14 protein-coding genes are annotated in these 15,915 nt (G+C 35.2%); 9 read left to right on the top strand and 5 right to left on the bottom strand.

Translation table 11 applies throughout. The annotated features are described in order from the left end of the window. The first annotated feature begins 188 nt into the window (after nt 1-188). From ACQ5J2_RS11985 to ACQ5J2_RS11970, 4 genes are all read left to right on the top strand, one after another. The gene (locus ACQ5J2_RS11985; RefSeq protein ID WP_432670706.1) at nt 189-905 is read left to right on the top strand and encodes a 3-ketoacyl-ACP reductase; all 717 of its coding nucleotides are present in this window, start codon (nt 189-191) and stop codon (nt 903-905) included. After that, nucleotides 898-1,122: a T9SS type A sorting domain-containing protein gene (locus ACQ5J2_RS11980; RefSeq protein WP_432673309.1), complete on the top strand. Its 225-nt coding sequence runs from the start codon at nt 898-900 to the stop codon at nt 1,120-1,122. Before ACQ5J2_RS11985 ends, ACQ5J2_RS11980 begins: the two co-directional genes overlap by 8 nt. A gap of 222 nt (nt 1,123-1,344) precedes the next feature. After that, nucleotides 1,345-1,542, top strand: a complete 198-nt coding sequence (locus ACQ5J2_RS11975; protein WP_432670705.1) for a hypothetical protein — start codon at nt 1,345-1,347, stop codon at nt 1,540-1,542. 88 nt (nt 1,543-1,630) lie between these two features. After that, nucleotides 1,631-2,380: a hypothetical protein gene (locus tag ACQ5J2_RS11970; protein WP_432670704.1), complete on the top strand. Its 750-nt coding sequence runs from the start codon at nt 1,631-1,633 to the stop codon at nt 2,378-2,380. Between the two features lie 146 nt (nt 2,381-2,526). On the opposite strand, the gene ACQ5J2_RS11965 is transcribed toward ACQ5J2_RS11970, so the two are convergent. The 4 genes from ACQ5J2_RS11965 to ACQ5J2_RS11950 form a co-directional block, all read right to left on the bottom strand. Next, nucleotides 2,527-3,990: an oligosaccharide flippase family protein gene (locus tag ACQ5J2_RS11965; RefSeq protein WP_432670703.1), complete on the bottom strand. Its 1,464-nt coding sequence runs from the start codon at nt 3,988-3,990 to the stop codon at nt 2,527-2,529. Nucleotides 3,991-3,996: 6 nt separating this feature from the next. Then, the gene (locus ACQ5J2_RS11960) at nt 3,997-5,283 is read right to left on the bottom strand and encodes a glycosyltransferase family 4 protein (protein WP_432670702.1); all 1,287 of its coding nucleotides are present in this window, start codon (nt 5,281-5,283) and stop codon (nt 3,997-3,999) included. A 44-nt stretch (nt 5,284-5,327) separates the two neighbouring features. Next, nucleotides 5,328-7,769 carry a YfhO family protein gene (locus ACQ5J2_RS11955; RefSeq protein WP_432670701.1) on the bottom strand — a complete coding sequence of 814 codons (2,442 nt, stop codon included), beginning with the start codon at nt 7,767-7,769 and terminating at the stop codon, nt 5,328-5,330. Nucleotides 7,770-7,849: 80 nt separating this feature from the next. Then, the gene (locus ACQ5J2_RS11950) at nt 7,850-8,143 is read right to left on the bottom strand and encodes a DUF4834 family protein (RefSeq protein WP_432670700.1); all 294 of its coding nucleotides are present in this window, start codon (nt 8,141-8,143) and stop codon (nt 7,850-7,852) included. Between the two features lie 123 nt (nt 8,144-8,266). Between ACQ5J2_RS11950 and ACQ5J2_RS11945 the strand changes: the two genes are divergently transcribed. Next, on the top strand, nt 8,267-9,241 hold the full coding sequence (locus tag ACQ5J2_RS11945; protein ID WP_432670699.1) for a transporter: 975 nt from the start codon (nt 8,267-8,269) through the stop codon (nt 9,239-9,241). Then, entirely contained in the window at nt 9,241-10,359 is a 1,119-nt protein-coding gene (locus tag ACQ5J2_RS11940) for a GTP cyclohydrolase (RefSeq protein WP_432670698.1), read from the top strand. Before ACQ5J2_RS11945 ends, ACQ5J2_RS11940 begins: the two co-directional genes overlap by 1 nt. Here ACQ5J2_RS11940 and ACQ5J2_RS11935 read toward each other — a convergent pair whose 3' ends face one another. Next, complete coding sequence (locus tag ACQ5J2_RS11935) at nt 10,360-11,895, bottom strand: YifB family Mg chelatase-like AAA ATPase (RefSeq protein ID WP_432673308.1); 1,536 nt, start codon at nt 11,893-11,895, stop codon at nt 10,360-10,362. A gap of 134 nt (nt 11,896-12,029) precedes the next feature. Between ACQ5J2_RS11935 and ACQ5J2_RS11930 the strand changes: the two genes are divergently transcribed. The 3 genes from ACQ5J2_RS11930 to ACQ5J2_RS11920 all read left to right on the top strand — a co-directional run bounded on the left by ACQ5J2_RS11930 (nt 12,030) and on the right by ACQ5J2_RS11920 (nt 15,634). Next, nucleotides 12,030-13,232: an NAD(P)/FAD-dependent oxidoreductase gene (locus ACQ5J2_RS11930; protein ID WP_432670697.1), complete on the top strand. Its 1,203-nt coding sequence runs from the start codon at nt 12,030-12,032 to the stop codon at nt 13,230-13,232. Between the two features lie 26 nt (nt 13,233-13,258). Further along, on the top strand, nt 13,259-13,636 hold the full coding sequence (locus ACQ5J2_RS11925; RefSeq protein ID WP_432670696.1) for a PH domain-containing protein: 378 nt from the start codon (nt 13,259-13,261) through the stop codon (nt 13,634-13,636). 423 nt (nt 13,637-14,059) lie between these two features. Next, nucleotides 14,060-15,634, top strand: a complete 1,575-nt coding sequence (locus ACQ5J2_RS11920) for a choice-of-anchor J domain-containing protein (RefSeq protein ID WP_432670695.1) — start codon at nt 14,060-14,062, stop codon at nt 15,632-15,634. Nucleotides 15,635-15,915 lie beyond the last annotated feature (281 nt).

Raw genomic sequence — 15,915 nt, 5'->3', positions numbered from 1 at the left:
TTCTGGCCCTTAGCAAAACGCTGGATAAAAGGAGGACTTGCAATGGAGTGCTGGAAGTAGCTTCAGAAAAATAACAGTTTGGTTGTTATTTCTTGTTGAAAAAAAATTAAAATCTGGTTTATAAGTTAACGTTAATTTGTCGTTGTTCCCGTATAAAATGAATAGTTTTGCTTTTATAAACAACTATTATGGAAAATTTAAAAGGACAAAAGGCAATAATTACAGGCGGTGGAAAAGGATTAGGTAAAGCAACAGCATTGGCTTTTGCCAAAGAAGGAATTGATGTTGCCATTACGGGAAGAAATGAAAAACAACTTCAGGAAACCGTTGCAGAGCTCAAAGCTTTAGGTGTAAATGCGACTTATGCCACATTTGATGTAGGAAATCATGAGGAAGTAAAGGCTGGAATTGAAACGATAATGAAGGAATTTGGTTCGTTAGATATTTTAGTAAATAACGCTGGAATTGCTTCTTTTGGAAAGTTTCTAGAAATGAGTGCTAACGACTGGCAGGCGATTATGCAAACCAATGTGATGGGAATGTATTATGTAACCCGGGAAGTTTTGCCTCACTTAATTGAAAATAAACAAGGAGATATTTTTAATATTTCTTCGACTGCGGGAATTAACGGTAATGCAGGAACTTCGGCTTATTCGGCTTCGAAATTTGCAGTGATTGGAATGTCAGAATCATTAATGAAAGAGGTTCGGAAAGACAACATTCGTGTTTGTACCTTAACGCCAAGTACGATTGCTTCTCAAATGTCACTTGATTTAGGTATTACTGATGGTGACGTAGAAAAGGTGTTGCAACCGGAAGATTTTGCCGAATTAATTGTAAGTGCTTTGCAATTGCCACGAAGAGCGATGTTGAAATCAGCTTCGTTATGGTCAACAAATCCGTAAGTATAGTTTATATCCGAACCCAGCAAAACACCAAATCACAATTCAGCTAGAAAGTGTTACAACATTAAAAAGTGTCAACATTTATAATAATGCAGGTCAATTGGTTTTAAAATCTAAAAAAACTACCATAAATACTTCAAGGCTAGCTTCTGGTTCATACATCATATTAATAGAAACGAGCAAAGGAAAAGGTTATAAAAAATTGATTTTAGAATAGTTCTTGTTATTATTAATTAGTTAACAAAACCTGATTTTAGTGTTTTTATTTTGCGAAATGAAATTATTAGAAATCTTAAAAAAAAAAGAAATGCCAACACCGTGTATAATTAATGACTGGCTCTCGCCTACTTACGAAAATCCTCGCGGATTTTCTTTCTAGTTTTTATTTGCTAAATTAGGTTCTTAAACACGCACATCAACGTTGTACACAAGCTGAAAAATGGAACGCATAGGGAAAATAAACGATAGAATAATATTCTATATTTTAATTCGAGAGAATGCAAATTGGCTGAATCTATTACCAACCGATAAATGCGTTGCGTTTACGATTTCTGATAATGAAGACAAAGAAATGCTAAATGATTGTACAATTGGAATTTTAGACAAAAATGTAACTTATACTTGTAGTGCTGGATAATTAGGAAGTTTGACCGAAGATTATTTTGACCAAAAAATTGGATGGCGTGGAGTTCAATATGAGGAAAAAACTGGAAAAGAATTTGATTATGGCTAGAAATCAGAGTATTGTACGATTGTCAGGCTTCATAGATGGGGTTACGTACGTGGAAACAAGAACGGGAAAACAGAGTCGGTCTCGGAGTTCGTTGAATAAGGCAAAAATGAATGCCAATCCGAAATTTAGGAAGATTCGGATGATTCAGAAGGAATTGACGGGGTTTTCTAAATATGGTGCTTTGTTTCGCTTGGGTATTAGAAGTGAGTTGCGTCGGGTTAAGTCGTTTATGGGTGTTCAACGCTTGAACAAGCGAATGGTTTTTATTAAGAATCTTGATGTAACTAATCGTTTGGGTCTACGTAATGTAGCTACTGGTTTATTGACCGTTGAGGGTAAAAATTATTTGAAAAATTTTGATTTTTATGGAATGACTACTGTTTCTGCTTTAGTGCAGCGTCCTTTTGCACTTGATTTGTCTATAGGTGAAGCTCGAATTGATGGTTTTGATGTTGCTCGAGATTTAATTGCTCCAGCCAATTGTACTCATGTGTCTTTTAAATCGGTTATGATTGGGTTGGACTTTGATTTGAGTGTTGAGAGCACGACTCGTAGTAGTTTGGTTACTATGCCTCTTGATGCTCCTGTTGCGGATTTGGTTTTGAAAACCGATACTTTACCGACTGTTACTACTAATGTGTTTTATTTGGTTCAAATTTTATTTTATGAAGAGATTAGTGGTTTCTTGGAGTTGACTGAATTGGATTCTGCTGCATTTACTCTACTTGAAATTGAGGTGTAGGGCGTCCCCTAGCCTGTATGAAGGAATGGAGCACCCATTGGAAATTGAGACGAAAGTTTAGGCTTTCGTCTTTTTTTTGGCCTATAAAAAAAGAGTTTAGATTTGAGGAAATTCTGAGCCGTTTTCTTACGCAGTTGGGTAACGAATTATCGCATAAACTTTTTCCACTGGCTATCAATTAACTCATTGATGTCCGTTGAAATCTTGAATTTGTAATTCAAATAAACATAACTGATTGTTATTAAAATCGATTTTAAAACAATATTAATTCGATGGTCAAAAGGAAATTCCCAAAAGTAGAACATTGCTAAAATTACAGTGATTATTCCAAAAGATTTTAAAGTAGTTGGACCAAACGGATACAAATCCATTTTTTTGACAACAAATAACAGCTTGATGGTGTTGTAAAATACCACTGAAATTAAGGTGGCTAAGGCACTGCCTGTAATTCCGTATATAGGGATTAAAAGCATGTTGAGTCCGATCATCATAAGCACTAGTAAAACTCCGAAAAGTAAAACCATACGGTAATACTTTGTGTTGAGCAAAATAGCATTGTTGTTTCCTAATATCACATCGTAGAATTTTGCCAAACCAATCAGAAAAACCGCCATCAATCCGCCGCTGTAATCATCAGGTATGACTAGATACATTTGGTTTATGTTTAAAAAAATACCCACTAAAATCAACCCTCCGAAAACCTGCAGGTTAATGGCGCTTCTTTTATACAAATCATCTAGTTCCTGCATTTTATTCTCACTGATCAGTTTTGCAGTTATCGGGTAAATAATTTGTAACATCGCCCGACTGGGTACCACTATCACGGTGGCGATAAATATTCCGACTGAATAAACGGCTACTTGTTCAATTTCTAGGTAATGCGGAATCATCACTTTGTCTAAATCCAATAGAAAAACGGCAACGCTTCCTGCTAAAATGATAAAGAAGGAATAGCTGAATATTTCCTTCGTGTTTTCTGGTTTATTGAGTTGGAACTTAGGTTTTTTAAGGTAAAATGCGTATCCCATCATGGCTAACATTTGTACTCCATACGCTAGCGTTACTCCATAGATAAATGTCGTTTTATCGATGGTATTCCAGTGGACCAAGAACAGTAAACCTGTAGTAATAATTCGGACAAAAACTTCGCTGATAAAATTACCAAATACAGATTTCATGTGCACTTTTACCCATGCATAAAAGATTTCAAAATACCCCATAAACAGACCTATTATGGGAATGAGCCACAAATAAGGTTCCACTTCGGGGTTGTCGTCAATAAGTAAGGAGGCGATCACATCATAGCCAAAAAAAACAATTAGCGAAATAGGAATGATTAATAACAGCGGCATCAGTAACATAAAACTCATGAACCGCTCCTGCTCGACCGGATTTTTATATTTGGAATAAAATCGAATTAAGGTGCTGTGGACGCCGAAAGCCATCAGTGGCATCATAATATTTCCGGCAGAAAGAAGGAATGCGACTATTCCGTAATGTGTTTTACCCAGAAAACTCGTGTATAAAAAAAGGGCATTTACCGCACCAATCCCGAAACCTAAGTAGGTTATTACTATGTTTTTTGCGGATTGATTGATTACGATTCCCATACTAAATTATATTTTGGAATTGATTACCCCAACCAATTCTTTGGTCAAGTTCTTCCGACTGTACTGCTGCAACCCTATCGCGTGAACGTTCAGCGATTTGGTTTTGTATTTTTCGTAGTAGGAAAGAATGGTTTGTTTGAGTTCATCGTATTCTTCGTACTGGTGAAAAACACCTGTGTTTGTGGACTTAATGATTGTTTCAAAATCGGAGTTTTCAGGCCCTAATGCTAAAATCGGTCGTTCGGAAACCATGTATTCAAATAATTTTCCGGGAATGATGCTTTTGGTAATTTCGGAATTGATTTCAATTAGCAATAAAACTTGAGACGACCGCTGTTGCGAAACTGCTTCTGTATGCGAAATATAGCCTAAATTATTGACATAGGCATCGAGCCAGAATTCTGAAATGGTTTGCAATACCTCTGGGCTCACTGCACCAATTAATTTTAATTGGAAGTCCTTTTTAAACGAGGGATATTCTTTGATAATTTCTTTCAAGCATTTCCATAAAATACGGGGATTTCTTTGTGAAAGAAATGAACCAATATGTGCCAATGTGAATTTTTCATCTAAAGCCACTTTCTTCACCTCTTCTACATCATAGCCATTTGTAATCACATGAACGGGTTTCTTTGTGTATCCTTGAAACTCTTTCTTTGTAGTGGCACTCGTAACCAAAATGGCATCGGCCGTATTTAATACTTTTGATTCTAAATCCTTGTGCTTTTTTGCAGCACGTGCTGCCAATTTTAACTCGTCGTGGTAGCCAATAGTAGTCCACGGATCACGGAAATCAGCAATCCACTTTATGTTTAATTTTTCCTTCAGTCCTACCCCTATCAAGTGCAAACTATGAGGCGGTCCGGTGGTAATAATCGTATCAATCTGGTTTTCTTGAATGTACTTTTGCAGAAATTTAATAGAAGGTTTTACCCATAAAATTCGAGCATCTGGAATAAAAACATTGCCTCGAACGTACAACAATAGTTTCTGTAACAAGGATTGTTTGCGTTGAACGGGAATAATTCCAGAACTGATTTTTTGCGTATTTTTCTTTGAAAAAATAGAAGCCAAACCATAGGGCTCAACGATCTTCTTTTTTATGATAATGGCTTTGTCCGAAACCTCTTTTTCTAATTCAGTATCAATGATTGGATACGTTGGATTTTCTGGCACATACACGTGGGGTTCAAATCCGAAATCAGGTAAATATTTGACAAACTTTAACCAACGCTGCACGCCAGGTCCTCCCGCAGGTGGCCAATAATACGCGATGATGAGTACCTTTTTCAAGAGTCAAATATTAGGGATTAGTGTAAAAACAAATCGTACCACTTCTATACTTTGGTTTTCCTTTTCCTTTCGTAATAAACACCGCCACCAATCAATAGCAACATTGCCAAACCACTTATTAATACGATGGTTCCTCCTGTTTTAATTACTTGAGGTTCAAACTTGAATTCTACAGTATGTTTACCGGCAGGAAGTTCTAAACCCCGTAAGGTATAATTGGTTCTAAAAATAGGAAGTTCTTTGCCATCAATCGTTGCAATCCATCCTTTTGGATAGTAGATTTCAGAGAAAACGGCTAAACCTTTGTGTGCATTCTCCGTTTTGTACTTTATGTAATTTGGCTTGTATTCAATTAAGTTGATTTTTGCCAAACTGTCTCTTTCATACGAATTTTCAATAGCAACAGGAAACTCCTTCTTATTAACAATAACTTCGTCTTTGCTGTTGAATTTGTCTAGCGCTTTCATTTCGTCATCAGCAGCAGTAACAAATTTGACATTTTTAACAAACCATGCATTTCCATTTGCCTTATCATTTAACGCAGGAAATTCTTGGTTTTTATCATCCACTTGTATTACATACTTTGTGTTCAGCATATTTAACACCTCCATATTGTTGTTGTCAATTTGGTAATTGAACAATTGCTCCATTCTTCTTGGTCTAACGGCACTGTATCCTGATAGTGATTTGTGGAAGTACGATGTCCGTGCTTGCAAACGACCGTTGACTTCATATACTCTAAAATGCGACGTATCTTCTAAAATCTTCAAATCAGATTCTGTTGGTTGGAACGGCTCTCTTACTTCTCTCGCCGAAACAAATCCTGAAGCATCGACGTAATTTCGGTCAATGAGTACTAAATCCCCAATCATAAAAACGCCAACTAATACAACGGTGGTCAATTGGGATAGTTTTTCTTTGGTATAGAACCACAATAACCCCAATCCTGCTGCAATTAAAAACCCTGAACGCATTACATCTGCGGAATACATGCTTTTACGATCCGCTCGTAAAGCATCGATGAATTCATTTGAAAAAGTGGGATCGCCTACTTGCGCAAACATTTGCTGTAAACGAGCATCAATTGGTCCTGCAAAATCAAATAAAAATTTGGATACAAATAAAAGCGCTACAATTCCCGCACTTACTATGGCGGTTTTCTTCAAGGCCTCCATTTGTTCGGTTTTCTCTGCTTTAAAGAAACTTTGCAGTCCCATAATGGCTAGAATCGGCATACACAATTCAACAATCACTTGAATGGAAGAAACGGCTCTAAACTTGTCGTACATCGGAACGATATCGATAAAAATATTGGTTAAAAACGCGAAGTTTTTTCCCCAGGATAACATCAACGTAAACACCGCGCCAATTAAAAATGCGTACTTAATTTTTCGTTTGTCAATGAACATCGCTAAGATGAAAAGCATAAATACGATGGCACCAATATAAGCTGGAGCGGCAACGATGGGTTGGTCTCCCCAATAGGTTGCGCCATAATTTTCGGTAAAATCTAATGCTTCTGAAGGAGCTGGACCTTTTTTAGAAATGAAATCATACACATGGGAATCCTTGTCTAGCTTCTCCGAATTTCCACCACCAAATAATCGTGGCGCAATTAAGTTTAAGCTTTCCGTAATACCATAACTGTATTCCGTTATGTAGTCATAATCCATTGCTGAAGTGGTTTCATTCTTACTTCCGTCGGGATTAAAAGTCAATTCACTTTTGCCACGCATACTAAAATCCGTGTATTCGGCTGTTGCCAATAAATTAGTAGCATTTGAGCCCACGGCAAAAATTCCTGCCACAATGAAAACACCAAATGCCGTTAAAAGAGGCTTGTATTCTTTACTTTTAATATATTTATAGCTGTAGAAAATGGTAATAATTAACAGTAAAATGAGTAAATAATATGTCATCTGAAAGTGATTCGCATTGATTTCTAGCGCTGCAGCTATCATGGTGAGAATTCCACCTGCCACATATTTTCGCTGAAAGACGAGTAAAACCCCAGCCAATACCAACGGCATGTATGCAATTGCATGGGCTTTTGCATTGTGCCCAACTCCCAAAATGATAATCATATAAGTTGAAAATCCGAATGCTAATGCTCCTATAAATGCTTTCAACGGATCAACTCTTAAAACTAAAAGGAGACCGTAAAAACCTAGAAAGTATAGAAATAAATAATCGGCAGGACGGGGTAAAAAACGCAGGAAATCATCTAAAGCACCGATGTAATCGTTGGGATAATTGGCTCCCATTTGGTACGTTGGCATCCCTCCAAAAGCAGCGTTTGTCCAATACGGCTCTGTGTTTTCAGCCGCACGAAAGTCGTTTTGCTCTTTTGCCATTCCTGTGTATTGCACAATATCCGATTGCGACAAGGCTTTTCCTTGTAAGACAGGATAAAAATAGAAAAGTGAAATAATTACAAATCCGAAAAATGCGAGAAGATGGGGATAAAACTTATTTAAAAATTTCATGGATGCAGGTTAAAAATTAAGGTTTTACATTCTTTAATTTGGACAAAAAAAAAGGTTGTCTAAAAAAGAATCATGCAAACTTACTCAATTTCTTCATAATCTACGTAATCTCCTACCTTTTTGGTTGATTTGGGGTTGTTAGATTTTCCCGTTTCAGAAATAATTTCGTCTTTAAAAGAACGATTTTCTTGTGTCTTGTAGTTATAGTTTTGTTGAGCAGACTGGTATTGTTGTTTAAAAGATTCTTCGGCTTTTGAAACCACTTTACGAACAACAATGGGGAAAAATAATCGTACTAAGAATTTCACGACGTAATAGCCGATTATTATAAATACAATTGTTTTAATTAAGCCAGTTGACGATGCTGTATCCATTACTAAAATAAAATTTTGTCAAAAATAACAATTTTGAAATTTAAAAATAAATTATCCTTCATAAATTAATAATAAAATATAGTACTTTTGGATTTCTATGAATTCAGAAACCTATACATTATAATGAATCAATCGCAAAAATATTTAGTACTCCTTGCTTTTTTGAGTACATTTTCGCTACATGCTCAACATACAGACATCATCAATTCCAATCGTCCGGGCGAATCACAATCTGCATTCTCTGTGGGTCAAACTGTCATTCAGGCAGAAACAGGTGTTTATGGAACTGCAGAAGAACATTCGTTGTTAGGTGCAAAAACCAAAGGCTTCGGAATGGATTTAGCCTTAAGATATGGTGCTTTTTTTGAACAACTAGAATTTAATATTGAACTAAAACATCAGTGGGACCAGTTTCAAACGGGTTTAGGAACAGAAAACAGAAGCGATTTTAGAAAAATAACTATTGGTGCCAAATACCTGATTTATGATCCGTATAAAAATTATGAAGAAAAAATAAATATCCACAGTTGGAAAGCCAATCACAGGTTTAAATGGAGGCAATTTCTTCCAGCAGTAGGGGTTTATGCCGGTGCGAATTTGAATTTTAATAGTATCTATTTGCCGAAAGACGAGAGTTCTATTTCTCCGAAATTGATGTTGATTACACAAAATCAGTTTAGCGGAGGCTTTGTTTTGGTTACCAATATTATCGCTGATCGCATTACATCTGAATTTCCAAGTTATGGATATATTGTTACTGTAACAAGGGGTTTTTCAGAGAAATGGTCGGGTTTTCTTGAAAATCAAGGTATAAAAAGCGATTACTATTCCGATTCTATTTTGCGAATTGGAGCCGCTTATTTGATCAAAGATAACATTCAGATTGACGCTTCTTTTGGAGGGAATTTTAAAGATACTCCCTCAATACTTGTTGGCGGAATTGGACTTTCTTGGCGTTTTGATAAAAATTACAAACCTGTATTAATTCGAGGTGGAAAAGAAGACGGTAAAGATAAGGACAAGGAAGACAAGAAGGATAAGAAAGAGAAAACGAAACGTAAAGACGGCGTAGAAACCATTGAAGTAGAAAAACCATAATGATTACTATTAAAGAAGCAAAAACTAAGGCAGAAATCACTGATTTTGTAAAATTTCCATTTACTCTATATAAAGATGAACCGAATTGGGTTCCGCCGTTGATTAATGACGAGGTAAATTCATTCGATAAAAATAAAAATCCGCTTTTTGACAATGCAGATGCACACTTTTATGTGGCCTACAAAAACGATAAAATCGTAGGACGAATTGCTGCAATTATTAATTGGGACGAAGTCAATAACCAAGGAAAAAAGAAAGTCCGTTTTGGCTGGTGGGATGTTATTGATGATATCGAAATTACCAAAGCATTATTAGCAAAAGTCTACGAATTTGGTAAACAAAATAACCTTGAATATGTGGAAGGTCCGATGGGTTTTTCAAATCTGGACAAGGTGGGCATCTTGACGGAAGGTTTTGACCAAATGGGAAACATGATTACGTGGTACAACTTTCCTTATTATATTACACATTTAGAAACACTGGGATATGTTCCTGAAAAAGAATATATTGAAAGTATTTTCCCTTTTTCAAATGTCAATCCTGTCTTGTTTGAAAAAGCTGAAATCCTGATAAAAAAGCGATATAAATTACATTCAAAGGATTTTACAAAAATTAAAGATGTAATGCCGTATGTAGACGAAATGTTTGATTTATTCAACAATGCCTACTCCGTTTTAGCTTCCTTTGTAGCAATAACAGATTTACAAAAAGAGTATTTTAAAAAGAAGTACATCAGTTTGATTAACCCGGAATATATCAAATTTGTTTTTGACGAAAATAACAAATTAATTGCTTTTGGAATTGTAATGCCTGACTTTTCAGAAGCCTTACAAAAAACGAAGGGCAAGTTATTTCCATTTGGTTTTTATCACATGTTGAGAGCTAAAAACCATAGTGAGAGAGTGTTATTTTATTTAATAGGAATTGCTCCCGAATATCAAAACAAGGGAGTTACGGCTATTATTTTTAAACAATACTACGACACTTTTACTGAAAAAGGGATTATTGATTGTGTTCGAACGCCTGAATTACTCGAAAACACGGCTATTCACGCTATTTGGAAACATTTTGACCCAATTATTAATAAGCGCCGAAAAACCTTTACACGAACGATTTAATTAACCCAACCAGCCGTCGCGGTCTAAACTTCGATATTGGATTGCTTCTGCAATATGACTTGATTCAATGTTTTCAGAATCAGATAAGTCGGCTATCGTTCTGGATACTTTTAAAATCCTATCGTACGCTCGAGCTGATAAATTGAGACGTTCCATTGCTGTTTTCAGAAGTTGGTTAGAAGTATCGTCTAAAGCACAATATTCTCTAATTTGCTTCGACGTCATTTGGGCATTGTAATTTACTTTTTCTGAAGTTTCAAAACGAATCGTCTGCAATTCTCTGGCTTTAGTAACTCTTTCGCGAATGGTCACACTTGATTCTGCTTTATTCTTGTCGGAAAGTTTTTCGAATGGAACAGGCGTAACTTCTATGTGAATATCGATTCTGTCTAGTAAAGGACCCGATATTTTACTCAAATAGCGTTGCATTTCATACGGAGAAGAAGTTGATGGAGCACTTGGGTCATTGAAAAATCCACTTGGACTCGGATTCATACTTGCCACTAACATAAAGGATGATGGATACGTTATGGTAAACTTCGCTCTTGAAATGGTGACTTCACGGTCTTCCAACGGTTGACGCATGACTTCCAAAACATCGCGTTTAAATTCTGGCAATTCGTCGAGAAATAAAACGCCATTATGTGCCATCGAAATTTCTCCGGGTTGGGGATAACTGCCTCCTCCTACTAAAGCAACATTCGAAATTGTGTGATGTGGACTGCGAAATGGACGTTGATTCATCAACCCGACTTCTTTTAACTTTCCAGCAACGCTATGGATTTTTGTAGTTTCCAAAGCTTCTTTGAGCGTCATTGGTGGCAATATACTCGGTAAACGTTTGGCTAGCATTGTTTTTCCAGCACCTGGTGGGCCAATCAAAATAATATTATGACCTCCTGCAGCGGCAATTTCCATGCAACGTTTAATAGATTCCTGACCTTTGACGTCGCTAAAATCAAATTCTGGAAAATCTAAGGTTTTGTAAAACTCCTTTCTCGTATCAAAAATTGTAGGCTCGAGTGTGCTTTTTCCTTGAAAAAATTCGATTACTTCTTTAATGTTTTCTATACCATAAACATCCAAACCGGATACAATTGCCGCTTCTTTTGCATTTTGAATAGGCAGAAAAAATCCTTTGTAGCCTTCCTCTTTTGCTTTAATAGCAATGGGCAAAGCTCCTTTAATGGGTTGCAATCCTCCGTCTAGCGAAAGTTCACCCATAATGATGTACTTATCTATTTCTTCCGTTTTTAACTGACCTGATGCAACCAAAATACCCATTGCTAAAGGCAAATCGTAGGCTGAACCCTCTTTTCGCAAATCGGCTGGAGCCAAATTGATAATGATTTTCTTACCTGGTAATTCGTAACCGTTATTTTTTAAAGCGGCTGCAATTCGGTAACTGCTTTCTTTAATGGCGTTGTCAGGCAAGCCCACTAAATGATACCCAATTCCTTTATCAATATTGACCTCTATGGTTATTGTAGTAGCTTCCACTCCAAAAACGGCACTTCCATAAACTTTTACTAACATGGCACGTAATTTAAATTGAATTAAAAATAGTGATTTTTTCAACTCAAAATATTTTGTTTCAAATTTATTTCTTAATTTTTATTTAAATAATTTTCAACATGTGTTTTTTACACTAATTTTATTAGAAAAAAGCTATGGATTTAAAATCAGGATTGCCGTTTTGGTTGATAAAAAATGGGTTATCTACAAATTACAAACGTTTAGAAAATGATATTGAAACGGATGTTTTAATTATTGGTTCAGGAATCACTGGCGCTTTAGTGGCTCACTTTTTATGTGAAAACAATATAAAATGTATTATTGTTGATAAAAGGATGGAATCTACAGGAAGTACAACAGCAAGTACTGCTCAACTGCAATATGAAATCGATGAATATCTTTTTGATTTAATTGAAAAAGTAGGAGAGAAAAATGCGGTTAAAGCCTATAAAATGTGTTTAGAATCCATTTCAACCTTAGAGAAAATTGTCAAAGATTTAAAAATTGATGCCGATTTTAAGCGGATCCCCTCTTTATACTTAGCTTCGGATGCCAAAGGGAAAAAAGATTTAGAGCGCGAATTTGAAACTAGAAAACAACACGGATTGCCTGTTGAATACCTATCTGAAAAACAACTCGTTTCTAAATACAATATCAAACGAATAGCTGCTTTGTACAATAATGAATCTGCACAAGTGGACACTTACAAATTTTGCCAAGCTATATTAGATTACCATCGTAAACATTCTGGCTTAGAAGTTTACAGTCATACTAATATCACACAAATTAAGTCTTCTAAAAATACAATTACTGCAACTACTGATAAAAACATATCCATAAAAGCAAAGAAAATTGTTGCAGCACCTGGTTTTGAATCAGAAAGTTTGCTGGACGAAAAAGTAATGCAACTCGAATCGACCTACGTTTTAGTAAGCCAACCGATGCATCCGGAAGATTTATGGAAAGAAAAATGCCTGATTTGGGAAACGGCTCGACCGTACTTGTATATTAGAACTACAGAAGACAACCGAATTATGGTAGGTGGTTTTGACGAACCTTTTCAAGACCCAAAAAAACGGGATGCTTTAATGGATAAGAAAAATAAAGACATTTTAAAGCGGTTCAAAAAAATATTTCCAGAAAGTAAAATTGAAATGGACTTTTATTGGTGTGGTACTTTTGGAGGAACCAAGGACGGTTTGCCCTACATTGGTGAACATAAAAAACATCCGAATATGTACTTTGCCCTTGGCTACGGTGGCAATGGAATCACTTTTAGTGTAATTGCAGCGGAGATGATAAAAGATATGTATTTAGGTAAACAAGATGAAGAAAATATTTATAGATTTGGTCGTTAAAAAAAACAATTCTAAAAAAAGAAATTATGGGCTTATTTAATGCGATTTTAGGAAATGCTTCAGAAGCAAACCAGCAAGATGTTGAAAAAGAATTCAAACCTTTATTAATAGAAGGCGAAGAAATTGAAGGTGCGTTTAAAGTAATTAGAGACATGTTTATTTTTACCAATAAGCGTTTAATTCTTGCGGAGAAACAATTAGTGGGTACCAAAGTGGAATATCTTTCCATACCGTATTCCAGTATTAAAAAGTTTTCTAAAGAAAGTGCTGGGATTATGGATATGGATGCTGAATTGAAGATTTGGTTGTCGCACGAGGATGAACCTATTAAGAAACAATTTGGTAAAGGAGGAGATAATATTAATCAGGTTTATAAAATATTAAGTACTTATGTTTTGAAATAATTGATTAAGTGCTATTTATTTTTATAATCGGTATTTAAACTTCCTTTTTTCTATTTACTAAATAATATCTAATGCTACTATTTTGATTTAGAGCGTCGTGATTTTTAAGCTGTATTTAATCCGAATAAAATTAAAAGGAGCTGCTTTTTCCTCTATCACAAAACTAAAAACGCTAATATTATCGCGTTTCGAAAATTTTTATATAAGTTAAAGGACTAATCGTAAAGTGATATTTTAAGTATTTTTGTAAGGCCATGGAGCAAATAGCATAATAATTTTTATAATTATAGTGAATTTATAATTAATATAATGAGCTGTTTATGAAATCTTTAGAAATGGTAAATTATTAAAAAATACCCATTTGTAGGGAGATTTTTCTTGTGATTTGTGAATTATCTTTGATTAATTCTAAAACAAATTATCATGAAAAAATTACTACTACTATTATTACTCTTCGTAAGTAACTGTATTTTCGGACAGTTTTCTGAAAGTTTTGAAGGAGGAACAATTCCAGCAGGATGGACTGTATTGGCAGGGGGAGACACGGAAGAAACTTGGCATGTTTCAGACTACTCATCTTCAACAAATTCTTCGCAGGCACAAAATGGTACAAAAGCTTTTACAATTAGTTTTAGTTCTGACGCGCATGATGACTATTTAATTACGCCACAATTTACTGTGACAGCTGGGATTAGTGACAAATTAACCTTTTGGGGGAAAAATGCAAATAATTTTTATCCTGAAACTATAGCAGTAAAAGCCTCTACAACAATGCCAACTGCTTTAGCCATGACCACCGTTTTAGCTGAATCAATTGCACCAGAAATTAGTAGTGCTTACGTTAAATATACGATTGATTTAACGTCGCTAGTCGGTCAATCTATCTATATTGGTTTTCATAGTACTACAACAGATATGTCTTCATTTCATGTAGATAATGTTGTTGTCGGCAGTACACTTAGCTGTATTGAACCATTAAGTGGTTTAACTTTTTCAGAATTAACAACTAATTCGGCAGTAGCTACTTGGACAGCAGCAAATCCAGAACCAGTTGCTGGTAATGATGTTTATATTTCTACTTCAGGTACCGCTCCAACAGCAGCATCAGTACCTACATCAACAGTGACAAGTGGGACTAGTATTACGTTTAGTGGACTGACTGAATCTACGCTATATTATGTGTATATCCGTTCAAAATGTAGCGCAACAACTGGCTCGGTTTGGGGACATTTAGGGACGTTTTTAACTGTAACTGTTTTCGCTCCTGTTACACCTCCGTATGCTTGGGGATTTGACAATTACACTTTTTATCAAGAGCACGGATGGACTCTTTCAGATACAGGAGAATACTGGACCTCATTTTATGATGAAACTGCTCAATCAAGCGATGGAATGATTGGCTCAACAAATCAAGAATATCAAATTAATAAGTGGGTTTTTTCAAGAGCTATTTCTTTACAAGCTAATTCAATAAATACAATTAAATTTTACATTAAAAATTATCAAGCAAACTTACCTCAAAGTTTGAAGCTAACTGTTGGTTCTACGCCAACTAATGCTGATCAAACAACCACACTCTATTCTACAACAACTTTTGCAAACACGACTTGGACACTAGTTACTGCAACCTATACGCCCACAGAAGCGGGAGTCTATTACTTCGGATTTAATCACTTCTCGCCGGCACAAACTCAAAACGTCCTTCTTGCTCTAGACACATTTTCAATTTCCTCCGTCTTAAGCAATGGTGAATTTAAACTGAATAAATTTTCGGTTTTCCCAAATCCCGCTATAGATGTTCTAAATGTAAAACCAAATGAATATGAAACAGTTGATAGTATTGAAATTTTTGATATAAATGGTCGAAAGATATTGACTAAATTTTTTGACAATGGCTCGGACGCACATATTAATGTAAGTAGTTTGTCTGCTGGAATGTATATAATTCACATTACTTCAGGTAACAAATCAGTTATTAAAAAGTTTTTGAAACAGTAAAGTTTAAAAATATTTTTCATTGGAACTCCTTAATTTATTAAGGAGTTTTTTTTAATGTCGTAAAGTAAAAATTTTAATTTTCGATCTTAATTTTGAATTTCAGCAATCTAAAGACTAAAAAATAATCTTTGAGGAATAAATCAAAAATTAATTTTAGATACCTACTATCTTTAAGTTTAATCAAGGTTGTCAAAATAGTACACTCTCCTATTTTAAAAGTAATGAATATTTAAAAAATGTCTCTAAAATCTTACAAAAAATTTAACATATCAAATTTTATA

This window comes from Flavobacterium sp. SM2513 (assembly GCF_050908145.1).
In the GTDB taxonomy this organism is placed as follows: domain Bacteria; phylum Bacteroidota; class Bacteroidia; order Flavobacteriales; family Flavobacteriaceae; genus Flavobacterium.
The sequence above is the reverse complement of the archived record's forward strand: the minus strand, read 5'-3'. Positions and strand labels throughout refer to the sequence as shown.